Origin of the sequence: Campylobacter sp. 1569 (genome assembly GCF_024723675.1) — a bacterium.
In the GTDB taxonomy this organism is placed as follows: domain Bacteria; phylum Campylobacterota; class Campylobacteria; order Campylobacterales; family Campylobacteraceae; genus Campylobacter_D; species Campylobacter_D jejuni_C.
In genome coordinates this window covers 1-23,394 of the sequence record NZ_JANQDB010000008.1, presented here as the reverse complement: position 1 = coordinate 23,394, position 23,394 = coordinate 1, and the positions used below count along the sequence as shown (strand labels likewise).

The 23,394-nt window shown below is 29.6% G+C and carries 20 protein-coding genes and 1 pseudogene; 4 read left to right on the top strand and 17 right to left on the bottom strand.

Going from position 1 to position 23,394, the window contains the following annotated elements; translation table 11 throughout:
* Positions 1 to 40: 40 nt before the first annotated feature.
* The 16 genes from pssA to CAMP5060_RS05175 form a co-directional block, all read right to left on the bottom strand.
* Positions 41 to 751, bottom strand: coding sequence for a CDP-diacylglycerol--serine O-phosphatidyltransferase (gene pssA, locus CAMP5060_RS05250; RefSeq protein ID WP_337218022.1), 711 nt, complete (start codon positions 749 to 751; stop codon positions 41 to 43).
* Positions 748 to 1,365 carry a phosphatidylserine decarboxylase gene (locus CAMP5060_RS05245; RefSeq protein WP_337218021.1) on the bottom strand — a complete coding sequence of 206 codons (618 nt, stop codon included), beginning with the start codon at positions 1,363 to 1,365 and terminating at the stop codon, positions 748 to 750. Before CAMP5060_RS05245 ends, pssA begins: the two co-directional genes overlap by 4 nt.
* Positions 1,365 to 3,287 (bottom strand): ATP-dependent zinc metalloprotease FtsH, encoded by a 1,923-nt coding sequence (gene ftsH, locus CAMP5060_RS05240; RefSeq protein WP_337218020.1) that lies wholly within the window; start codon positions 3,285 to 3,287, stop codon positions 1,365 to 1,367. The genes CAMP5060_RS05245 and ftsH overlap by 1 nt, the downstream gene beginning before the upstream one ends.
* Positions 3,287 to 4,123 carry a 50S ribosomal protein L11 methyltransferase gene (locus CAMP5060_RS05235; protein WP_214100190.1) on the bottom strand — a complete coding sequence of 279 codons (837 nt, stop codon included), beginning with the start codon at positions 4,121 to 4,123 and terminating at the stop codon, positions 3,287 to 3,289. The genes ftsH and CAMP5060_RS05235 overlap by 1 nt, the downstream gene beginning before the upstream one ends.
* 12 nt (positions 4,124 to 4,135) lie before the next feature.
* Positions 4,136 to 4,513: a chemotaxis response regulator CheY gene (locus CAMP5060_RS05230; protein WP_039619063.1), complete on the bottom strand. Its 378-nt coding sequence runs from the start codon at positions 4,511 to 4,513 to the stop codon at positions 4,136 to 4,138.
* Between the two features lie 113 nt (positions 4,514 to 4,626).
* Positions 4,627 to 6,390 (bottom strand): UDP-N-acetylglucosamine 4,6-dehydratase (configuration-retaining), encoded by a 1,764-nt coding sequence (gene pglF / locus CAMP5060_RS05225; protein WP_214125766.1) that lies wholly within the window; start codon positions 6,388 to 6,390, stop codon positions 4,627 to 4,629.
* 1 nt (position 6,391) lies between these two features.
* Positions 6,392 to 7,552 (bottom strand): UDP-N-acetylbacillosamine transaminase, encoded by a 1,161-nt coding sequence (gene pglE, locus CAMP5060_RS05220; protein WP_087699233.1) that lies wholly within the window; start codon positions 7,550 to 7,552, stop codon positions 6,392 to 6,394.
* A complete protein-coding gene (gene pglD / locus CAMP5060_RS05215; protein ID WP_214135951.1) occupies positions 7,549 to 8,145 on the bottom strand; it encodes a UDP-N-acetylbacillosamine N-acetyltransferase in 597 nt (198 codons plus the stop codon). The genes pglE and pglD overlap by 4 nt, the downstream gene beginning before the upstream one ends.
* A complete protein-coding gene (pglC, locus tag CAMP5060_RS05210; RefSeq protein WP_039626890.1) occupies positions 8,132 to 8,734 on the bottom strand; it encodes an undecaprenyl phosphate N,N'-diacetylbacillosamine 1-phosphate transferase in 603 nt (200 codons plus the stop codon). The genes pglD and pglC overlap by 14 nt, the downstream gene beginning before the upstream one ends.
* Positions 8,727 to 9,854 carry a N,N'-diacetylbacillosaminyl-diphospho-undecaprenol alpha-1,3-N-acetylgalactosaminyltransferase gene (gene pglA / locus CAMP5060_RS05205; protein WP_337218019.1) on the bottom strand — a complete coding sequence of 376 codons (1,128 nt, stop codon included), beginning with the start codon at positions 9,852 to 9,854 and terminating at the stop codon, positions 8,727 to 8,729. The genes pglC and pglA overlap by 8 nt, the downstream gene beginning before the upstream one ends.
* Positions 9,851 to 11,989, bottom strand: a complete 2,139-nt coding sequence (pglB, locus tag CAMP5060_RS05200) for an undecaprenyl-diphosphooligosaccharide--protein glycotransferase (RefSeq protein ID WP_214135954.1) — start codon at positions 11,987 to 11,989, stop codon at positions 9,851 to 9,853. The genes pglA and pglB overlap by 4 nt, the downstream gene beginning before the upstream one ends.
* Before the next feature lies 1 nt (position 11,990).
* The gene (gene pglJ / locus CAMP5060_RS05195) at positions 11,991 to 13,091 is read right to left on the bottom strand and encodes an N-acetylgalactosamine-N,N'-diacetylbacillosaminyl-diphospho-undecaprenol 4-alpha-N-acetylgalactosaminyltransferase (protein WP_337218018.1); all 1,101 of its coding nucleotides are present in this window, start codon (positions 13,089 to 13,091) and stop codon (positions 11,991 to 11,993) included.
* A gap of 1 nt (position 13,092) precedes the next feature.
* Positions 13,093 to 14,157, bottom strand: coding sequence for a GalNAc-alpha-(1->4)-GalNAc-alpha-(1->3)-diNAcBac-PP-undecaprenol alpha-1,4-N-acetyl-D-galactosaminyltransferase (gene pglH, locus CAMP5060_RS05190; RefSeq protein WP_214135956.1), 1,065 nt, complete (start codon positions 14,155 to 14,157; stop codon positions 13,093 to 13,095).
* On the bottom strand, positions 14,154 to 15,848 hold the full coding sequence (gene pglK, locus CAMP5060_RS05185) for a BC-type lipopolysaccharide transporter PglK (protein WP_337218017.1): 1,695 nt from the start codon (positions 15,846 to 15,848) through the stop codon (positions 14,154 to 14,156). The genes pglH and pglK overlap by 4 nt, the downstream gene beginning before the upstream one ends.
* Positions 15,842 to 16,828: a UDP-glucose 4-epimerase GalE gene (gene galE, locus CAMP5060_RS05180; RefSeq protein ID WP_039626879.1), complete on the bottom strand. Its 987-nt coding sequence runs from the start codon at positions 16,826 to 16,828 to the stop codon at positions 15,842 to 15,844. The genes pglK and galE overlap by 7 nt, the downstream gene beginning before the upstream one ends.
* A 58-nt stretch (positions 16,829 to 16,886) precedes the next feature.
* Complete coding sequence (locus CAMP5060_RS05175) at positions 16,887 to 17,666, bottom strand: 3'-5' exonuclease (RefSeq protein WP_337217109.1); 780 nt, start codon at positions 17,664 to 17,666, stop codon at positions 16,887 to 16,889.
* A gap of 65 nt (positions 17,667 to 17,731) precedes the next feature.
* Here CAMP5060_RS05175 and waaC point away from each other — a divergent pair, with 65 nt between their 5' ends.
* The 4 genes and pseudogenes from waaC (at position 17,732) to CAMP5060_RS05155 (ending at position 22,353) form a co-directional block, all read left to right on the top strand.
* Entirely contained in the window at positions 17,732 to 18,751 is a 1,020-nt protein-coding gene (gene waaC / locus CAMP5060_RS05170; protein WP_337218016.1) for a lipopolysaccharide heptosyltransferase I, read from the top strand.
* Positions 18,748 to 19,620, top strand: a complete 873-nt coding sequence (locus tag CAMP5060_RS05165; protein ID WP_337218015.1) for a lipid A biosynthesis lauroyl acyltransferase — start codon at positions 18,748 to 18,750, stop codon at positions 19,618 to 19,620. The genes waaC and CAMP5060_RS05165 overlap by 4 nt, the downstream gene beginning before the upstream one ends.
* 8 nt (positions 19,621 to 19,628) lie before the next feature.
* Positions 19,629 to 21,176: a glycosyltransferase family 2 protein gene (locus tag CAMP5060_RS05160; protein ID WP_337218014.1), complete on the top strand. Its 1,548-nt coding sequence runs from the start codon at positions 19,629 to 19,631 to the stop codon at positions 21,174 to 21,176.
* A gap of 3 nt (positions 21,177 to 21,179) precedes the next feature.
* Positions 21,180 to 22,353, top strand: a pseudogene (locus CAMP5060_RS05155) (glycosyltransferase family 2 protein).
* On the opposite strand, the gene CAMP5060_RS05150 reads toward CAMP5060_RS05155, so the two are convergent.
* Positions 22,337 to 23,332 carry a capsular polysaccharide synthesis protein gene (locus tag CAMP5060_RS05150; protein ID WP_337218013.1) on the bottom strand — a complete coding sequence of 332 codons (996 nt, stop codon included), beginning with the start codon at positions 23,330 to 23,332 and terminating at the stop codon, positions 22,337 to 22,339. The pseudogene CAMP5060_RS05155 and the gene CAMP5060_RS05150 overlap by 17 nt on opposite strands.
* Between the last annotated feature and the right edge of the window lie 62 nt (positions 23,333 to 23,394).

The window sequence follows — 23,394 nt, the reverse complement described above, 5'->3', positions numbered from 1 at the left end:
ATAAAAAGTATATTATTAAAAAATGAAGTGAAAATAAAATTTAATCTTTTTTAAATTTGCGTGCTAAGGTAAAAAAGCTGCGCGCGATTCCATAAAGCACATATAAGCTTGCAACGATTAATGCACTTTCTAAAAAATACAAATAAAGCATAGAGAATAAGACTACCAAAAGGATTAATACTTTTAAAACATTTGCACGTTTTAAATCGATTTTTTTAAAACTAGGGTATCTTATATTACTTACCATTAAAAAAGCTAAAAGTATTTGAATACATACTATCATTAAAGAAAAATCATGTAAAAAATCATAATATAAATAAGCACTTACCCATAAAGCACTTACAACTGCTGCTGTTGGTATGGGAAGTCCTATAAAAACTGAAGGCTCATAAGTGCCTGTGGTGACATTAAATCTTGCTAAGCGTATGGCACCAAAAACCACAAACAAACCTGCTATTAAGGAACCAAAACGACCATATTCATAACCTATACACATATAAAAAAGCATAGCAGGTGCTACGCCAAAGGCTATTAGATCTGCTAGTGAGTCAAACTCAACTCCAAATTTAGAAGTTGAATTTGTAGCTCTTGCAACGCGTCCATCTAAACCATCACAAATTAATGACAAAATGATATAAATTAATGCTTTATCAAAATTTTGATTAATAGAAGCAATTACTGAAATAATGCCTAAAAATATTGAAGCAGCTGTAAAAAGATTAGGTAAAATATAAATTAACTTAAAATTCATGGATTTAAATACCCTATCAATGCACCAATACGTACTTTGTCATTTTCATTTACACAAATTCTAGTATCTTTTGGAAGCAATAAACTCACACTGCCATCAAACATAAAGCCAATATTTTGTCCATGGTTTAAATGATGACCAAAATCATCAATATGAGCTTTTCTATTTAAAGCACCAAAAATGATACGTAATGCACATTGTTTGCCTTTAGAGCGTGCTAAAAATAGCATTCTTTCGCCCATTAAATTTGTATTTTTCATAAATGGACATAAAAAAAGCCCGCGCCTTAGCCTAGTTTCTTCTATATCCATATCAAGTGGAGCTATGATATTGCCTTGATGAATGATATTGTTTATAATTTGTACCTCTATGCATTCGCCAAGCTCTTTATATGAGCTTGTTTTAATGCTTTTTATTTTTCCTTCTATGGGAGCTATGATAGTATTTGGATCTGCTATATAATTAACTTTACTAGTTCTAAAAAGACAAATAAAAAGTATAAAAATACACCATAAAAGCCAAGAAAATCCCCATATAAATTGAGCTATTGCAAAAACTATAGCTAGAGCTATGAGTAAATTCCAGCCAGCCTTTGCAATAAAATTTGTTTTCATTAGTTATCCTTAGTAGCTTCTTGCTCTTTTTCTTCTAAGCGCGTTGGAAGATTATTTTCTTCTTCATAATTTTTAATAATCTCTCTTACTTTAGCGCCATCAATAGTTTCTTCTTCATAGAGTGCTTGTACCATTACTTCTATAGCACCGCTATAAGCTTTTAAAATTTCTTTTACACCAGCATAGCGTTCATCTAAGGTTTTCTTTACATACTCATCTAAATCTTGGGCCATTTTATCAGAATAATCTTTGATAGTTTGTCCACCACTTAAGAAAGTATTTCTTTGTTTTTCAAGCACCATTAAACCTGCGATTTCGCTCATGCCATACATAGAAATCATAGCTTTTATGATGTCAGTTGCACGTTCAAGGTCATTGCTTGCACCAGTTGAAATTTCTTTAATGAAAATTTCTTCAGCTGCACGCCCACCTAAAAGCACATCAACTTCAGCTAAAAGTTCATGTTTTTGCATTAAAAATTTATTTTCTTCAGGGGTATTGAGTGTATATCCTAAAGCTGCTAAACCACGCGGTATAACAGAAACTTTACTTACTTTTTTAGCACCTTTTGTGGTTTCAGCGATTAAAGCATGGCCGCATTCATGATAAGTTACGATTTTTTTCTCTTTATCATTAATTCTACGTGATTTTTTCTCAAGTCCTGCTATAGCTCTTTCTACTGCTTCAACTAAGTCTTTTTGTTCTACATGTTTTTTAGAATCTCTACCTGCAAGTAAAGCTGCTTCGTTAATGATATTTGCTAAATCAGCACCCGCAAGACCTGCTGTTAATCTTGCGATATCTTCTACCTTTACTTCAGGCGAAATTTTAACATCTTTCATATGAACTTTTAAAATATCACATCTACCTTTAAAATCAGGCTTATCTACTAAAACTTGTCTGTCAAAGCGTCCCGGTCTAAGCAATGCTGCATCAAGTACTTCAGGACGATTTGTCGCTGCTAGTACGATTACTGGCGAACTTTCAGTACCAAAGCCATCCATTTCTGCTAGAAGTTGATTTAAGGTTTGTTCTCTTTCGTCATTTCCACCCATCATACCACTTGCTGCACGTGATTTACCTATGGCATCAATTTCATCTATAAATACAATAGCTGGAGCTTCTTTTTTAGCATTTTCAAATAAATCTCTAACTCTGCTAGCTCCAACACCTACAAACATTTCTATAAAAGATGAGCCTGATACACTAAAAAATGGTACATCAGCTTCACCTGCTACTGCTTTTGCAAGCAAAGTTTTACCTGTACCTGGAGGGCCTACAAGTAATAGTCCTTTTGGAATTTTTGCTCCAAGATTGATATATCTTTCGGGATATTTTAAAAAATCAACAATTTCTTTAACTTCTTCTTTTGCTTCCTCGACACCTGCAACATCATTGAATTTAACTTTTGGTTTTTCCGAATTTACAAGTTTTTTAGAGCTTCCTATACCAAGTATGGATCCACCCATATTTTTTTGCATACGAGAGGCTAAAAACATCCATATACCAAAGAAAATAAATACCGGTAAAACCCAAGAAAGCAAGATATCTATAAACCAATTACTCTCATTAAAAGCTCCATAAGAAACGCCTTTTGAATCAAGCAAAGGCACAAAAGTAGCATCATTTGGAACTTTTTTAGTAATATATACCATATTTCCTGCTTTAGACACAGCTTTTATAGTGGTTTGACCTATATTAACTTGGGCAATTTGATTATTTTCAATTAAAGTTTTTAATTCAGAATAAGTAACTTTTTTGGTATTTTCTCCGCTCATAATACCCATGCTACCATCATCTGAAAATCCTTTAAATAAAAGAATCATCACAATGGCAAAAATAGTAAAAATAAAAATAGGGTTTTTATTGAAAAAGCTATTATTGTTTGGATTATCTTTTGGTTCGTTTGGTTTTTTATTCATTATTTTGTTTCCTTTTTGTAAGCTAAACTCAACCATTCTCCTTTGTGTTTACATTCTAACAAAGTCAAATCTTTGAATTTATCTTTAATTCTTTCTTCATATTTGTTTAAAATACCAGATAAGATTAAAATTCCACCTTCTTTGGTTTTTTCTTTAAGATCTTTTTCTAGTATGATTAAAATATCAGCAATGATATTTGCCACAACTATATCATATTTATGTAAGCTTTTATTAATAGAACCTACCCAAATATCATCAAAGCTAACTTGATTTAATTTTGCATTTTCCTTGCTTGCAACTATGGCTAGCTCATCTGTATCACAAGCTTGTACTTTAGCTCCAAGCTTTGCCATGATGATACTTAAAATCCCACTTCCACAGCCTACATCTAAGCAAAATTTGGAATTATCTGTGTATTTTTGTAAAAATTCTATACAAGTATAAGTGCTTTCATGATGTCCTGAGCCAAAAGCTAAGGCAGGATCTATAATGATATTGATTTTATCTTGCATAGGTTTTTGCCAAGTGGTATGAATGTGAATATTGTCAATAGTTAAAGCTTGTATGCCTTTTTTATATTCTTCTATCCAGTTTTTATTTTCTTTTTTTTCTAAAGTAGAATGAAAATAAATCTTAGTGTTAAATTTTTCACACAATTTTTGATGAAAATTTTGTAAGGCTATTTGAATAAGTTCTATATCTTCTTCTGATCGTATATAAATACCATCATTTTTTTCTTCTATGGCATCTATATCTAGAGAAAAAATAAGATCAAGGAATAAATCTAAATATTCCTTGTCTGTTTGAAAAAAAAGTTCGTAATAATGTGTTTGCATAAAAACTTATAATTAGCCTTCGTTTGTTCCTAAAACATCTTCAAGTTTTTCTTTTAATACTTGAGGTGTAAAAGGTTTTACGATATAGTTGTTTACACCTGCTTTTAAAGCTGTAATAACTTCTGCCTTACCGCCTTCTGTGGTTACCATAATAATAGGCATATCAGCGTATTTTTCTTCCGCTCTTACTTTTTTTACTAGTTCTAAGCCGTTCATTTCAGGCATATTCCAGTCGGTAATTAAAATTTTAATATCATCATTTTGTGAAAGCAAATCCCAAGCTTCAACTCCATGTTCAGCTTCTAAAACATCTTTATGGCCTAATCTTACAAGAGTGTTTTTGATTATTCTTCTCATGGTAGAACTATCATCAACTACTAATAACTTCACTTTTTTTCCTTTGTCTTGATATAATTACATAAAAGTGTAATTGTATCGTTTTTATTTTTATTAATCAATTAAAAGTATGTATTATATCATTTAAAAATAAAATTAGAATTTAATCACTCTCCGTTTTTGTTATGATTAAACTCAGGCACAATTTCCTTTAAAACTTTTGCAGGATCTGTACTTTGGAGTAATCTTTCTATTTCTTGATTTAAAATTTTCAAATCTTTAATTTCACTAGTGGTAACAAATATACTTTCATATTGAGTTTTTAAATCATCTTCATGGATTAAAAGTTCTTCATAAAGTTTTTCGCCTTTTCTTAGTCCAGTGATTTTAATTTCTAACTTTTTATTAGAAAGTAAAAGCATTTTTTTAGCTAAATCCATGATTTTAACAGGCTCGCCCATATCAAGCACAAATAACTCCCCACCTTTTGCAATAGCCGCAGCTTGTAAAACAAGTTGCACAGCCTCATCTACTAGCATAAAATAACGTACTATATCAGGATGAGTAAGAGTAAGTGGCTCATTAGCTGCAATTTGAGCTTTAAATTTAGGTATAACACTTCCACTTGAGCCTAAAACATTACCAAAACGCACACAAGCTACTTCAAAATTTTCACAACTTGAACTTAGCGCATAAAGCTCACAAATTCTTTTTGTACAACCCATGATATTAGTTGGTCTTACAGCTTTATCAGTACTTATCATAACAAATTTGGCAACCTTGTAAGTTTTTGCAAGATCGATTAAATTTTTAGTACCTATGATGTTATTTAAAATAGCTGAATGTGGATTTTGCTCACACAAAGGCACGTGCTTGTAGGCTGCTGCGTGTAAGATCAAATCTATGTTTTTTTCTTGTAAAAGTTTTTCTAAAGCTTCTTTGTCTAATATACTCATCATAATAGGCTCGATTTTTTCTTTATGTAAGCTTAATTCTTCATTGATTTTATATAAATTATACTCGCTATGATCAAGCATGATTAAGTGTTTTGCACCAAATTTAATACATTGTTTACAAAGCTCACTTCCTATAGTTCCACCAGCTCCACTAACTAAAACTATTTTATCTTTGATAAAATCAATCACACAAGCATTATCTAAATCTTTTGGCTTACGCGCTAATAAATCTTCAATGCTTATATCTCTTGCTTCATTTTGCGTAAAAGAAAAAAGTTTTATATCATTAATCCCATAAGCAATAAGCTCATCAAAAAGCTTTTTAAGTTCTTCTTGCTCAAGTTTTAAAGCAATGATAGCAGTATGAATACCTTCAGCGGTATATTTTCTAATTGCTTCTTTTTCTTCAACTATAAATTTATCACAATAAGTACCTATTAAATTTTTACGCTCATCTACCACAGCTACAGGAAAAAGTCCTAAGCTCCCTTCTTTAGCTCCTTTTAATAAATGCAAAGCCTTTGAAGTAGCACCAACTACTATACAAGGATGTTCTTCATTATATTTTGGCTTTCTAAAATCAACTATCATTCTTTTGCTTATACGCAAACTTCCAATTAACATACAAGATAAAACGAAGTCTATTCCTATAACGCTTCTTGGAAAAGGATTAAAAAAATCATCATAAAAATAATAAATTGCTAAAAATACAAGCTCAGCCAAAGCTAAAGCAATAACTAATTTACGCGCTTCATTAAGTGAGAAAAATCTCCAAGCAACTTGATAAATTCTAAAAAAAGCTAGAAAAATGATTTTAAGTAAAATCAAAATCACAGCACTTTTAAACATACCTTCATAAAATTCACTTGGGATATCTGCACTAAAGCGTAAAGAAAAAGACAAATAAATACTTATAACAAAAAGTAAAATATCAGCGCCTAGGAAAAAACCTAAACGTTTGCTTTTATAATCCATCTTAGTCCTTTAAGGTGTTTAAGATTAAAGTAGAAACTTCCTCTACATCGGCTTTACTCATAGTAGTTGCACTTGGAAGGCAAATTCCGTTACTAAAGAAAAACTCACTATTACCATTTAAGTAAGCATCGCATCCTTTGTAAAGTTCTTGCAAATGCATAGGTTTCCAAAGTGGACGGCTTTCGATTTTATTATCTTTTAAAACTTGTATGATTTTTAAAATTTTATCTTGAATTTGAACATTTTTATTTTCACATATACAATGTTTTTCATAGGTATTAAGTTTATTTAAATCAAAATCAAGTAAAGCAGTGCTTAGCCAGCGATTTGACTTGGTATTTTCAAGCTCATCTAAAAAAGTAAAAGTCCCGCTTAAAAATTCTTTATACCAGCTATAAATTTCACGCTTTTTACTTACTCTTTCTTCTAAAACTTCCATTTGAGCAGTGCCGATTGCACCTAAGATATTACTCATTCTATAATTATAGCCATATTCTTTATGCTCATAATGAAGGCAATTTTCTCTAGCTTGGGTACTATAAAATCTTGCTTTTTCAAGATTAGCATGATTTTCACTCACAAGCATGCCACCACCACCTGTTGTGATGATTTTATTACCATTGAAAGAATATATTCCAAAATCCCCAAAAGTACCTAAAGCTTTATTTTTGTAAAAACTTCCCAAAGCTTCAGCAGCATCTTCGATTAAAAAAATCTCATTTTCTTTACAAATTTGGATAATCTCATCCATTTTAGAAGCATTACCATAAAGGTGTGTTAAAATGAGAGCTTTTGGCTTTTTAGGACTTTCTTTGATAGCTTTTTTTAATAAATTTACATCTAAATTATAAGTTTCATCACAATCAATAAATACAGGCGTAGCATTCATGTAAGAAATAGGCGCTACTGAAGCAATAAAAGTAAAACTTGAAGCTAAAACCACATCGCCTTCTTTGATGCCCAAAACTCTTAAAGCTAGATGAATGGCTGCAGTGGCTGCATTTAGAGCAAGTGCATTAGAGCTTTTTGTATAATCTTTAATACTTTGTTCTAAGGCATTAACAAACTCACCCAAAGGTGCTATATAATTACTTTCAAAAGCTTTATGTATGTATTCTAATTCTTTTCCGCTCATATGTGGCGCTGATAGAAAAAATCTCATTTTACCTCCTTTATTTTCTTAGCAGGAACTCCAGCATAAATGCCTTTAGAAGTTAAGTTTTTAACCACAACCGCTCCCGCACCTAAAGTTATATCATCATTTAAACTTATACAAGGAATAACACTTGAATTAACTCCTAAAAAACAACGTTTTCCTATTTTTACATTTCCTGTTAGTTTAGCTCCAACGCTAATATGGCTAAACTCATCTACAAAACACTCATGCTCAATCACACAAGCAGTATTTAAAATCACACCTTTTGCTATACTAGCTTTAGCATTAACTACGACATTTGGCATGATCAAAATACCCTCATCATCTAAAAAAGCACTTGGGCTAATAATAGCACTTTTGTGTATCAAATTAACTAATCTAAATCCATCATCTTTTGCTTTTTTGAAAAGTTTTTCTCTAATAGAGTTTGCACCAATAGCAATAAACATATCGTGTTTTTCTAAGTCGGAGTGATATTTTAAGCCTTTATTATCATCCAAAAAGACGATTTTTTCATATCCTAAATTTCTAGCTACATCAGCACAGACTAAACCATGCCCACTAGAACCATATATATAAATACTTTTAGTTGTGTCCATTGAATTTATCCGTTGTAGCTACTCCTTCTTTATTAACCCCACTTCTTTTTAAAACTTTAATAATGGTCATAAAAAAGATTTTAAGGTCAAATAAAAAAGAGCAATTTTGCACATATTCTACATCATATTTAAATTTTTGCTCCCAAGAAATAGCATTGCGTCCATTAATCTGTGCCCAACCTGTAATGCCTGGTCTTACATCGTGGCGTTTTTTTTGTTCTTGATTGTATAAGGGTAAGTATTCTACAAGTAAAGGTCTTGGGCCTATGAAGCTCATATCGCCTTTTAATACATTAAAAAGCTGTGGTAATTCATCTAAACTCAAGCTTCTAACTAGCTTACCAAAAGGCTTTAAGCGTAATTCATCAGGAAGTAATTCTCCATTTTCATCGGTTTCATCACTCATAGTTTTAAATTTGTAAATATAAAAAATTTTTTCATTTAATCCTGGTCTTGCTTGTTTAAAAAGCACACTTCCTTGAACGATTTTTAAAACAATACCTATAAGCACTATAAAGGGTAAAAAAATAATCAATAAAATCAAAGCCAAAAAAAAGTCAAAAACACGCTTTAAACCATTTTTATACATTTGTAAAACCCCTATAAAAGTCAAGATATTTCAAAGCTATGATATTTTCATCATAATTTTGTGCTCTAAGAAAAGCATTTTGCGCTAAAGTATTTTTTAGTTTTTCATCTTCTAATAAAACCGCGATTTTTTCAGCTAAATCCTTGCTATCTTTGCTTTTACAAATTAAACCATCTATGGCATTATCCACTGCTTCAATGCAACCCTCAGCATCGCTTACCACGCATGCTTTTTTACAAGCTTGTGCTTCTAAAACCGTTCTTGGATAGCCTTCTTTATAACTTGGTAAAACAAAAATATCGCATAAATTTAATAAATGTGCAATATCACTTCTTGCACCAAGATAAAAAACATCATTTGAGTTTAAAAATTCTAATGGTGCGCAAGATTTATTATCATCTCTTCCACCTACTAAAACAAAATTTGCCTTATCTTTTAAAATTTGGCTTGCTTCATAAAATTCTTTAATTCCTTTATGCCAAAGTGCTCTTGAAATCATTAAAACGATAGGTTTATCAGGCATATTGTGTTCTTTTAAAAAAGCTTGTTTTTCTTCTGTGCTAATTTTTAAAGGTAAAAATTGTTTTAAATTTAGGCCTACAGATTTGATGATTTTGATTTTTTCTTCTTTTAAGCCTAAATTTTTCATAAATAAAGCATTGCTTTCATTGACAAAAATAAAACCATTAGCAAGTTTAAAAGAAATTTTATAAAGTAAATTAATGCTCATTCTTACTAATTTGCTTTTAAAATCATCATCTATATAAAAACTTCCTAAGCCCTCAACTAAACCAAAAGTGTATTTAACACCCGCCATTTTAGCTGCTATAATACCTGTTGTATTGCTTTTGTGAGCACTTGTTTGTAAAAGATCTAAATTTAAACTTTTGAGTGTATTTTTTAAACTAAGTAAATTTTTAAAAACAATTAAAGGATTAACACTTGATCTAGCTAAATCATAAAAGCAAACCTTATAGCCTAGCTCTTGTAACCTAATAGCAAAATCATCTTTTGGAGTGATGATTATAACTTCATGATTATTTTTTTCTAAAGCCCTAATGAGTGTAAGACGAAAATAATACACACTCATTGCACTATGGGTTAAAATTCCTATTTTCATCTTTTTAACCTATAAATTTTTGCTCTTGCATCATTAGTGACTTGTTCAAATAAATCTTGATCGTATTGATTTAATAAAAACATTTGTATGTAGGCACTATTATAAAGATTTTCATCTAAAATCACAAAGCTTTTGTATTCTCTTAAAAAGAGTAAATAAATTTGAGCCTTTGAATCAATTTCATTGTAATAAAATTTACCATTAGTGATGGATTCTATATCTACAAAAGCTTTTAAAGGTATAGTTGTACCTTCTAGTTTTAAAGCTCTAAAATCATTAATAATTTCTACTCCATTATCAAGCATAACAGAACCTGTTGTTTTATCTTGAGCTATGGCATTAGCTTGGGAGAAAAATAAACTTTTTTCTTGCTCTCCATTGTCAGGATTTGTATTTGCAAATTGTGCCACCACAGGCATGATACGCAACATTCTATAAGGCATATAAATATATACATCTCTTGTTTTATTGGTATCAAATTTAAAATCTTTATCATTTAAACTTTCTAAAAAATCTTTAGCACTTGTTTGGTTATAATCTTTAACCATAGCTTTTAAAACATCAGGGTAGTTTTCTTTGAAAGATTTTTCAGTGTATTCTACGCTAAGTCTTGCCATATTAGCTGCTGGAATTTGTTCTTTGCTTAATACAAAAGATGAGAAAAAATTATCTTTTCCTAGGTGTTTTCCACCATCGATCAAGGTTTTTACATCGCTATAATAGCGTATTGGATAACCATAATCCCACCAAGCAACGACATAATCTTCTCTTTGAGCTTTATTTTTTAAATCATTTAAAATACTAGCTTCATAAGAAGTAAAAACAGTAGAGGATTTATAATAATAAATATGCATCAAAGCAGGGCTTATACTAAAAAATGCAATGAGTATGAGTAAGATATTTTTATTTCTTAGACTAAGTTTGATTTGTTTTTTTTCTAAAAAATTAAAAAAAGCATATAAAAAATACCCAAAACCCAAAGCCATCACAGGAACTGCATAAATGGTAAATCTAAGTCCAGCTCTTAAAGCCATAAAACCTAGTGCAAGCATAGGTAGAGCCAAAAGCATACTTTTGTGATCTTTGCAAAGCAAGATAAAACCTATAAAAGAAAGGATAAATACTAAAACACTAGAACTAATTCTTTGCATAAACACTTCAGGATCGATAGTATTTACTTCCATAATGGTTTCATTGACATTAAAATACATAAAGGCAGCATCTTTTAAATTTTGCACATCAGAAGCTTTAAAAACATAAAATTTAATTTGATATAAAACAGGATCTAAGCCACCACTTAAATGTAAAATCAAAATGCTAATAAAAATCAAAGCCCAAATCATATAAAAATTAATTTTTTCTTCTTTAAAAGCAAAAATAGCAAATAATAATACAATCAAAGCAAGTTTATATTGCCATGCTAGCATACTTAAAGCTATGATCATCAAAGCAATAGCTAGATAAAAAATCTTTTCTTTTCTATGAAATACTAAAGTATAAAGTCCAAAAAGTCCTATCATGGCAAAATTTAAAGAATAACTCGATGGATACCACCACAAATAAATCATGATGAAAACCGGACTTAAAAGTAGGGTAAAAATGTCTTTATTAATAGTTAAGCGTATAAAGGTAAGCAAAATAAGCATTGGTAAAACTAACACTAGCATATCTGTATCATAATACCCACTCATAGTGCGGTTATAATAACTATTTGCAATGCTTCCAAGTAAGGCTGCTATAAAGCCATAGGTAGTGAGTTTATACTCTCTTGCGATTAATATAATAGGCACAACAATCAAAGAAGCAAAAAAAGTACTCATATATAAAATAATACTTTCAAAGCTAAAAGGTAAAATACTATAAAGCCAATAAGTTAAAGTAGAAAGTGAGCTTCCAAAATAAGATAAGTCATTGGGTTGATGAAAACCTGCTATCATATCCCTTGCACCTTCTGCAAACGCATAGCCATCATTAGTAGTAATCATAAGTTGATCATTAAAGAAAAACTCATAAAACTCACTTGCCCAAGCTACCCAGTATAACCTACACAAAACACTAAAAGCAAAGGCTATAAGGATTAAAATACAGGTATATTTTATAGAATTATTATCAGTGAAATTTTGTTGTAGTTTCATTTTATGCCTTGTTGAAAAATTCAAATAATTGCTTTGCTATGCTAATTTTATCAAATTCTTTTGCACGCAAAAAAGCCTTTTGTCTATATGAAGCTTTTAATGCTTCATCATTGCACATTTTCTCTAAGCCTTCTTGCATGGCTTTTTCATCATCTACTTTTACTAAAAGTCCAAACTCATCATCTAAAAATAGCTCCCTTGCGCCACTTTTATGATCAGTGCAAAGTACGGCAGTATTACAAGCTAGGCATTCGATTAAAACATTAGAAAAGCCTTCAAAACTTGAAGCAAAAGCAAAAAAGTCACATTTGCTCATGTATTTATAAGGATTTTTATCAAAACCTAGTAAAAAGACTTTATCTTTTAAATTTAAAGTTTCTATTAAAGCTAAAAGCTCATCTTTTAAAATGCCCTCGCCTAAAATGACTAATTTTAAATCAGTTTTAACCTTTGCATAAGCTCTTATAAGCATAGCATGATTTTTACCACGATCAAGCCTACCAACGCTTAATATAAAAGGATCTTTAAAGTCTATTTTTTCTTTAGATTTTTCTATAATGTTTTCTAAGTCTATGGCATTGTATAAAATATCGCATTTTTTAGCCTCTATGTTGAAATTTTGTATTAAATCTTCTTTGTTTCCTATAGAATTTGCTAAGATTAAATCTGCCTTATTATAAAGTTTTTTAATAAGAAATTTATTGATAAAAGAATTTAGATTATTATGTTTATAAATCACACTTGGAGTGGTGCATTCATTGATAATAAGGGTTGACTTAAGTCCTAGGGATTTTGCCATTAATGCAATATAATTAGGTCTGTTTAATAATACAAATTGCAAATTGATTTTTAAATCTTCACAAAGCTTTTTGTATTTTATAGCTAGCAATGGTAGTTTTAAAAATTTAGCTAAGTTACTTTCACTTGGATTTGATTTTTCAAGGTAGTGGATATTAACTTCAGGAATATCATATGATATTTTATCATTCATTAAAATTAAATGTATTTCATATTTTAAATTTAACACAGGTAATAGCGTAGATACAACCCTTTCAGCGCCACCACTTCCTAAAGAATAAATAAAAATTGCTAGTTTTTTCATTTTAAACCCTTACTTCTTTGATTAAATCAAGCCATTTTTGTGCTACATTGGTCACTTCATAATCTTTACATCGCTGCTGTGCATTAAGCGCTAGTGTTTTTCTTAAATTTTCATCTTGCATTAAAAGGGCGAGTTTTTCGCTTAAAGCTTTTTCATCATCTAAATCTACCAAAAATCCATCTTTTCCATCATCAATTAAATCTTTATGGCCACTTGTGTATTTAGTGCTAATGCGTGCTACTTGATAATATAAACTTTCAAGCAAAACCGTTGGCAAGCCTTCTATGAAAGAGCAAAGGCAGATTATTTTTGCTTTTTTATAAAGTTCTTGCATATTTTCAACTTTACCTAGAAAATTAACTTTGATATTTAAATTCTTGGCTTCTTGTTCTAAATCTTGTCTTAATTCTCCATCGCCTGCTATGAAAAAGTTGTATTGTTTTTGTAAATTTGTATCTAGTCTTGCTATGGCTTTTAAAAACATAGAAGCATTTTTATTATGATCAAGTCTGCCTACAAAAATGACATTATTTTCTTTTTCTAAATTTTCTTTAATAGGGCTAAAATGACAAGGATTTGGCATATTGATAACTTTTTTAACAAAGTTTTCATAGTAATTTTTATCATCATTACTTAGCACAGTTAGAGCATTTGCATGAGGAAAACTTATACGGCGTAAAAACTTCCAAATTTTAGATTTTAAATAAGTATAAGAGCTATGCTCGCTAATAATTAAAGGTATATTGGAGCCTTTATTTGCCCAAATGCAAGCAATATTAGTTGTATCTAAAAATGAGATAAAAACATCGCTTTTGTGGTCTTTAAGTGCTTGTTTTAAGGCTTTGAATTTTTTAATGCGTGAGGCTATTTTATTATAAAGAGTGGAAAAGTCAAACTGCTCTAGGGTAAAAAGTTTGATTTTTGGCTCAAGCTTGTAAAAAGAGTCTTCTTTGTGAAATTTAATAATATTTATTTCATGATTTTTGCAAAGTTCATTAGCTAAAGTGACTAATACTCTTTCAGCACCGCCTGAATTTAAAGTAGCTATGATGAAAGTGATTTTCATACTTGTTCCTTTAAATGCCCATGTTTTACTTCAAATACTCTATCACAACCTTGTATAGTTGAGAGCCTATGGGCTATGATGATGAGGGTTTTATCTTTTGAAATTTTATAGATTTCTTCCATGATTTTTGCTTCACTTTCTTGATCAAGAGCACTAGTTGCTTCATCTAAAACTAAAATTTCAGGTTGTTGATAAAGTGCTCTTGCTATGGCTATTCTTTGTCTTTGGCCTCCACTTAAAAACGAACCTGAATCACCTACCTTAGTATGCACTCCATCTTCAAGTGAATTTACAAAGCTTTCAAGATTAGCTTGTTTGATCACTTTGTGTAAAAGCGCTTCATCTACTTCTTCTCCAAAGCTAATATTTTTAGCAATAGAATCATTAAAAAGATAAATTTGTTGAGGTATGTAGCCAATTTTACTTCTAAAACTTTTTATATTGCTCTCATCAAGCTTAATTCCATCTACAAAAATAGCTCCATCACTTGGTTTTAAAAGTCCTATGATAAGATCAACTAAAGTACTTTTACCACTTCCACTTTTACCTATAAAAGCGATTTTTTCATTTTTATTAAGCTCAAAATTTAAATTTTTAAATAAGTTTTTCTTACCCTTATAAGCAAAGAAAAGATTTTTTAAAACGATTTTTTCTTTAAATTCAATATTTTCATCACCTAGCTTTTCTTCTTTTTCATTGAGCATATTATAAATAATATCTAAAGAGTTTTTATAATATGTGATTTCATTATAACTTGTGATGATACGATTAGCACTTGGCATAAGCCTATAAAGAGCCACCACAAAAATAGTAATAGTTGCTAAGATAGATGAAATATCACTTTCATATCTTAAAACTAAATACACCACAATAAAACAAAGCATACAAAAACCTATACCTTCAAGGTAAATTCTAGGAATGCTTGACATGCTTTCATTGCTAATATTTGCTTTGGCAAAAAGCCCACTTTGAATTTCATAAAGCTTTTGTGTGCTTTGTTCTTTGGTTTTGAGTTTGATGATTTTAAGGTTGTTTAAATTTGCATTTAAAATTTCAAAATAATTTTTCATTGCTTCTTCTCTAGCTATGGAAGCTTTTTTTACTAAGGGCGAGAGGATTTTAATCAAAATAAAAGCATTTAAAAGTAAAAAAGCACTTAAAGCTAGGGTGATTTTATAGTTGATAATTAGCAATAAAGTATAAAGTAAAAACACCACAAAGCTTTCACTTAGCATAAGTAAAAAAGCGCTAATTAAAGTGCTTAAATGAAATACTTCTTGAGTGATAGTTTTTAAAAGTTCTGATTGATTTTTGTTAGTAAAATTTTCATATTCAAGGTGTAGGTATTTATCAAAAATACGACAAGCAAGGCTGTGGTAACGCCCTTTAGAAAAACGCGCAAGCAAATGAAAATAAAAGGCATTTAAAAAGGCTCTAAAAATATAAAAGGCGATTAATATACAGCCAAAATAAGCAATAATCTTATAACTTGGTAAATTTAAATACTCATATATAGGTTGAAAATAGGAACTTTTTTCTAAAAGCTCAAAATTACTCGCTACCGATACAAAAGGCATGATTAAAGAAATAGCAAAGCTTTCTATAAATCCTATAAAAATAGAAAAAATTAGCAAAGCAAATAAAAATTTCTTATCATGAGCATTGAGTATGAAAAAAAGTTTTTTTAACACTGCTTTTCCCACTCATAAGCACTTTTGCAGATTAATTCTAAATCATCATATTTTGGTTTCCAGTTGGTTAGAGTTTTGATTTTATCCGCATTTGAAATAAGCACAGAAGGATCCCCAGCTCTTTTTGGTGCAAGTTCTACTGTAAAATCTACCCCACTTACTTTTTTCATAGTTTCAATAACTTCTTTTACGCTAAAGCCATGTCCATAGCCTACATTGAAAATATTACTTTCATTGTTTTCTAAGTATTCTAAAGCAGCTAAATGCGCACTTGAAATATCATCAACATGGATAAAATCTCTAATACAAGTGCCATCTTTAGTATTATAATCATCGCCAAAAATATAAAGTTTTTCTCTTTTTCCTGTGGCTACTTCAGCAGCAACCTTGATGAGCAAAGTAGCTTTTGGATAGCGTTGTCCTATAGGATAACTCATACAAGCACCTGCTACATTGAAGTATCTTAAAATGCAATATTTAAATTCAGGATTAGCCATATTAGCATCTTGTAAGACTTTTTCACTCATTAGTTTGCTTTGTCCATAAGGATTAATCGGTGCTAATGGACTTTGCTCATCTACGATAGGAGTTTGTGGCTCTCCATAAGTCGCTGCGGTTGAAGAAAAAATGAATTTTTTCACACCTGTTTCTAAACAAGTTTGGATTAGATTACTTGTGTTTGCGGTATTGTTCATATAGTATTTTAAAGGATTTTCCATACTTTCAGGAACTTCAATGCTAGCTGCAAAATGCACAATCGCATCAAATTTTTCTTCTTTGAAAAGTTTTTTAATCCCAGCATAATCGCTTAAATCTTGCTCAAAAAACTTAAAAGGTCTGATTTTAGAAAGTTCATCTAAACTTTTTTTACTGCCTTTTGAAAGATTATCTAATACACAAATTTCATGATTTGTTTCTAAAAATTGTTTTAAAGTATGAGAGCCTATGTATCCTGCGCCACCGGTGATTAAAATTTTCATTTTTATCCTTTTTGTGATATTTAATAATAGTTATTTTAATATACTTTTCTTAATTAATTTAAAACTTGCTCTTTTCTTTTTCTATGGCTTCTAAAAATGGCTTTTGATAGCTTTTATCGCTGTGTTTTTGCAAAAGTTCTTCTTTGAAATTTTCTAAAATATTAAGATAATCTTCTTGGGTTAAATTAGCTTTGATGAGTTCGTATTTTAAAAATAGCATATAGGTGTTTAACACATCGCTTTCACAATATTCGTGAATTTTTTCTAATTTGTTTTGATAAAAAAGTTCTAATACTTCATTTCCATGCACATCAAACTTTCCAGGAAGTCCTGCCATAGCGCAAAGCGTGTCAAGTCTTAATCCTTTTTGACCAAAACTTCCTAAAGATTCTAATAAATCACAATGTTTATTTTCTACAAATTTGCTTTTGTAGTTATTCCATTTATCGCTTGCGTCCAAATAAGCACTTGCGTTGATATTGTATTTTAATGCTCTTATAACAAGCAAAGGCATATCATAGCTTTTACCATTAAAACTTACAAGGCGGGGTTGGTGTTTATCTATGAAGTTAAAAAACTCTTCTAACATTTGCTGTTCATTTTCGCCTTTGATTTTATTGACTTTGATGAAATTTCCAAATTTATCTGCAATCACTGCACAAATGCTTACAACTTTATGAAAAGGTAGGGGTAAAAATTCACTTCCACTTTCTTCTTTTTGTCTTTCTAAAGCTTGCTTGCTAATGCTTAAATCATCGCCATTAAAATCATAAAGATGTTTTATCAATTCTACATCAGGAATGCTCTCACAATCAAAAACGCAAATATATTCTTGCATGATAAACCTTTTTTTAAAAAATCTTTGTTAAAATCATAACAGAAAATTTAAAAATAAAGTAGCATATGAAAATAGGTTTGGTTAAATTATCCGCACTTGGAGATATCATCCATGCGGTAATTGTTTTACAATTTATTAAAAAGCATTATCCTAAGGCGAGTATTGATTGGTTTGTAGATGCAAGATTTGCAGGATTATTGCAAGATCATCCAATGATCAATGAAGTTTATGCCCTGCCTTTAAAAGATAGAAAATTCAAAGAAGTTTTTGCAATACTTTTTGAAGCTAGGCAAAACAAATATGATGTTGTGATTGACTTGCAAGGCTTGATTAAATCTGCTTTAGTGAGTAAATTTTTATGTGCTAATACTTTTGGTTTTGATCAAGAAAGTATCAAAGAGGGTTTTGCGAGCAATTTTTATACGCATAAATTTGCGTGTAATTATGAAGAAAATATTATTGTGCGTAATCTTTCTTTGGTAGCTTATGTGTTAAATGAGCATTTTGATCATAGCGATATAGAGTTAAAACAAAGTTGTTTTAGCGTAGATGATGAGTTAAAAGAAGAGCTAGAACAAAGGCTTTCTTTAAGTGAAAGTACGCCAAATATACTTATACATGTAGGCTCATCTATGCCTAATAAAATTTACCCAAAAGAGCGTTTAATACTACTTTGTAGAATGCTTTTAGAGTATTTTACTAGTGCAAAAATCATGCTTGGTTGGGGTAATGTTAATGAGTTTAATTTTGCTAAAGATATAGTTTTAAATTTAAAACATTTGAAAATAGAACTTGTACCAAAATTAAGCTTAGGTGAGCTTTGTGCTTTAACTAAGGCAAGCGATTTGATTATCGGAAATGATAGCGGGCCTACTCATTTAGCCTTTGCACTAAACAAGCCTTCTATAACGATTTTTGGTGCTACTCCTAGTCAAAGAAATGCTTATGAAACAAATATCAATAAAACAATCAATGCAGGTAAAAAAATATTGCATTCAAAACATATAGATAAAAGTGATTTTTGCATACAAAATATCGATGAAAAAGATATTTTTAAACTAGCTTGTGAGCTTTTAGAAAAATGATAAATTATGTATATCTAAGCCTTTTTTATATACTAAAAGCTCTTGTGAAGATTTTACCTTCAAAACTTTTAAGTTCTTTTGCAAATTTGGTTGCTTTGATCACTTATAGGCTTAATCACAAACACCGCAAAATCATTGACACAAACTTAAAAATTTGCTTTCCTGAAAAAGATCAAAAATGGCGTGATGAAACTAGCCTTAATATCTATAAAAATTTTGCTAAATTTGGGATTGATTTTATCAAAAATCAAAATGCAAGTAAAGAAGAAATCATCAATAAAATTTACTTTGATGGTGAGGAGCAAATTTTAAATATAATGCAAAGTAAAAGACCTTTGATCGTAACTACGGCTCATTATGGTAACTGGGAACTTTTGGCTTTATCTTTTGGGGCTAAGTTTCAAGGAATTTCCATAGTTGGAAGAGCACTTGATAGTATGGTAATGGATAAAATTTTAAGTAAAAATCGCACGCAGTTTAACATAGAGCTTATAGAAAAAAAGGGCGGGCTTAAAAAAATGCTAAAAGCCTTAAAAGAAGGTAGATCGCTTGGAATTTTAACCGATCAAGATGCGGTGGATAGTGAAAGTGTAAAAATACAATATTTTAATCAAGAAGTAAATTTCATAGCAGGTGCGAGTGTACTTGCTAAAAAAACAAATGCTATGATTTTACCTTGTTTTGTGTATCAAAAAGATGAGAAATTTTTTGTAAAAACTTTTAAGGCTTTAGACGCAAGCAAGGCAAGTATAGAAGAGCTTACTAAGTACCAAGCAAAGTGTTGTGAAGAGATGATTAAATTTAAACCTGATGAGTATTTTTTCTTTCATAAGAGATTTAAAAGATACAATCATGAGTTGTATTTGTAGGATATAAAATGGATTTAAAGCAAATTAGTGTGATAATGATTGTTAAAAATGCTCAAAAAACCTTAAAGGTTTGCTTGGAATCTTTGCAAGAATTTGGCGAGATAGTTTTAATAGAAAATGATAGCAATGATGATACTTTAAAAATTGCTTATGAGTTTAGTAAAAGTTATAAAAATATCAAGATTTATCAACATAATTTCATAGGCTTTGGGCCTTTGAAAAATTTAGCCATAAGTTATGCTGGTAATGATTGGATTTTTAATATTGACGCAGATGAGCTTGCTAAGAAAGAATTTTTACAAGAGTTAGGGCAAATTGAGCCTAATAAAGAAGATATCATAGCCTTACCAAGAGAAAATTTATACAATAGAGAATGGATTAAAGCTTGTGGGTGGTGGCCTGATTATGTAATGCGTGTGTTTAATAAAACCCATACTAGTTTTAATGAAAATTTAGTGCATGAGAGTTTGATTTTACATGAAGATAGTAAAAAAATTAAGTTGCAAAATGGTTTGAGGCATTTTGCTTTTGAAGATATCGATGGTTTGTTAGATAAACTTCAAAAATACTCTAAGCTTTGGGCTTTGCAAAATTTACACAAAGAAAGTAGCATTTGCAAGGCATTGCTAAGAGGAATTTGGACTTTTTTTAGAAATTATGTTTTGAAAAAAGGGATTTTTTATGGTTATAAAGGTTTTATCATAAGTACTTGCAATGGACTTGGAGCTTTTTTTAAATATATGAAATTATATGAACTTAAAAAGCAAAAGCCAAAAACTTGTGCTTTGATTATCACAACCTATAATCAAAAAGAAAGACTTGCTTTAGTGCTTGATAGCGTTAAAAATTTAGAGCCTTTACCAGATGAGGTTTTAATAGCTGATGATGGAAGCAGGGAAGATACAGCCAAGCTTATACAAGCTTATCAAAAAGATTTTCCTTGTAAGTTAGAGCATATTTGGCAAGAAGATGAGGGATTTCGTGCTGCGGCAAGTCGCAATAAGGCAATTAATGCTTCTAATAGCGAATATATTATCTTAATTGATGGGGATATGATTTTAGAGAAAAACTTCATCGGTGATCATTTAAAATTTGCTAGTTTAAAGACTATTTTACAAGGCTCAAGAGCTATTTTAAATGAAAAAGAAAGCAAAGAACTTTTAAGCAAAAATGATTTTAGTTTGGCATTTAACAAAAAGGGTTTTAAAAATCAAAGAAATATTTTTTTAGCTAAATGTGTATATAAATTTTCAAAGTTAACTAAGAAATTTTTTAAAAAATCACAACTTGTTAAAGGTAGTAAAACTTGCAATATGAGTTTTTATAAAAGTGATTTTGAAGCCATTGAGGGATTTAATGAAAAATTTATAGGCTGGGGTAGGGAAGATAGCGAGTTTGTAGCTAGGTTTTTATTTAATAATGGAGTGTTTAAAAGACTTAAATTTAATGCCCTAGCTTATCATATTTACCATGAAGAAAATAGCAAAAATATGCTTGAAATCAATCATCAAATTTATCTTGAAACTATAAAAAATGAAAAAACAACTTGGAGATAAAGTATGAAAAAAGTAGGCGTAGTAATCCCCATATACAATGTAGAAAAATATCTAAAAGAATGTTTAGATAGTGTAATTAATCAAACTTATACTAATTTAGAAATCATACTAGTAAATGATGGTAGTACAGATGAAAACTCACTCAATATTGCAAAAGAATATACTTTAAAAGATAAAAGAATTACTCTTTTTGATAAAAAAAATGGTGGTTTGAGTAGTGCAAGAAATGTAGGTATAGAATATTTTTATGGTGAATATGAAACACAATATATTGAAAAAGAAAATGAATTAAATGTTTTTAAGATTATTGGCGATAATCCACAAAATATTTATAAAATTTATAAGTACAAAAATGCTTTAGCGAGTGATAAGCTAGAAATTTCAAAGATTGATTATATTATCTTTTTAGATTCTGATAATTATTGGGAGTTAAACTGCATAGAAGAGTGTGTTGTAAGAATGCAAAATGTAGATGTATTATGGTTTGACCATGCTTGTATTTATGATGATGGTATAGAAGATAAGGGTCAAAAAACAAGAATGAATGTATTTAATTTTACTCAAGAATGCACTATCACTCCAAGAGACTATGCTAAGCAAGCTATAAAAGTAGGTTCGAGGGATATCTCATTTAGCTGGGGTGGTATGATAGATTTTTCATTTTTAAAACAATTAAAACTTAAATTTATCAACAAAATCATCAATGAAGATATTCATTTTGGCATGGTTTTGTTTGCGAGTGCTGATAGTATCTATATTTTACCAAAAAGATTGTACTTATGCCGTTTGAGGGCAAATAGTATATCAAATCATGATAAAAAAGTTACAAAGGCAAATGTGTCAGAGTATTTTAAAGACTTGTATGAATTTTTTGGAGAAAATGCTAAAGAGGCAAAAAACTATTTAAAAGCAGCAAGTAGGATGATAACAGCTTTGGAGTTGATAGAATTTTTTAAAGATCAAAAAAGTGAAAATTCTCAAGCCATAAAAGAAGCTTTTTTGCCTTTTTATGTAAAAAAGGCTTTGATGATTAAAAAAATTAAAAAAGATCCTTTAAATTTAAAGGAAAAATTACCTATAATCAAACCTTTTATCCAGACAAAAATCCCTTATGATCTTTGGAAAATTTGCCAAAAAATAAAAGGTATTTTTAGATAAAATCAACTTTGCAAGATGATTTTATCTATCATTGAATCTTTTTTTATAGATTTAAAATGCGTGAGTTTGTGTAAAAAACTTTGTTTTTGAATTTCTTCCCAAAGAGTTGAATTAAATTTTTCTTTGGCGCTAAATTGCAATAAATGACATTCTATATCGCTCATGTTTTTATAAGTATCATTTATAAAGCCATGTTCTTTTAAAAGTTCAAAGATAATTTGAAAAGTAAAATAATAAAAGTTATTAGAATTTTTCTCATTTGACCAATAGTATATAAGTATGTCTTTCATAGCTTGGATATTTTTATGATGAGATTTTGAGATTATAAAACTATTTAGCATTTTAACCTTAAAATCATCATTCCAATTAAAATATCCATAAGAAAAATATCCACTTTTAATAAATTTTTTCAATTTTTCTTTGCTAGGTTTTATTTTTGATCTTTCAAAGGTAAAAAAGTCTTTATCGCAAAGTTCACTAGGAATTTTAGAGCTTAAAAATATACTTGCATCACACCATATGCCACCATAAGTTGCAAGCAAACATACTCTTAAAAGATCTGAAAAAAAAGTTATAGTTTTTTCTCCAAAAAAATTATTTTCTAATTTTTTTATAACGTATGGTGGAAAATCAAGGTAATCTTTTATATTATCTTTATCTAAAATGATGATTGTGTAGTCATCTTTCATTTGATTTTGCACTGAATTGAAACATTGTTGTATCATAGGTGAGGCTTGATTTTTACCTTGATACCAAAACTGCCAAATGATTTTATCGTTTATAAAATGATGTTTTTTTTCAAAATCAAAATGAGGAATTTTTCCTTCTAAAAAAGGATTGATATAGTTACTTGAAAGATAACTAGCTACTTTAGGGTGTTCTAACTTATATTGGATATGATTTCTTAATTTTCTTCTTGTTGATTTTATGGGTATAAATGAGCTTAGTTTTTTTGTTAGATTATTATAAAGCAAATGGTTGTTTTGATATATTTGCATAATAAATTCCTAAAAAGTTTTTTTGATATAATATCAAAAATAATCAAGGTTATGCATATATG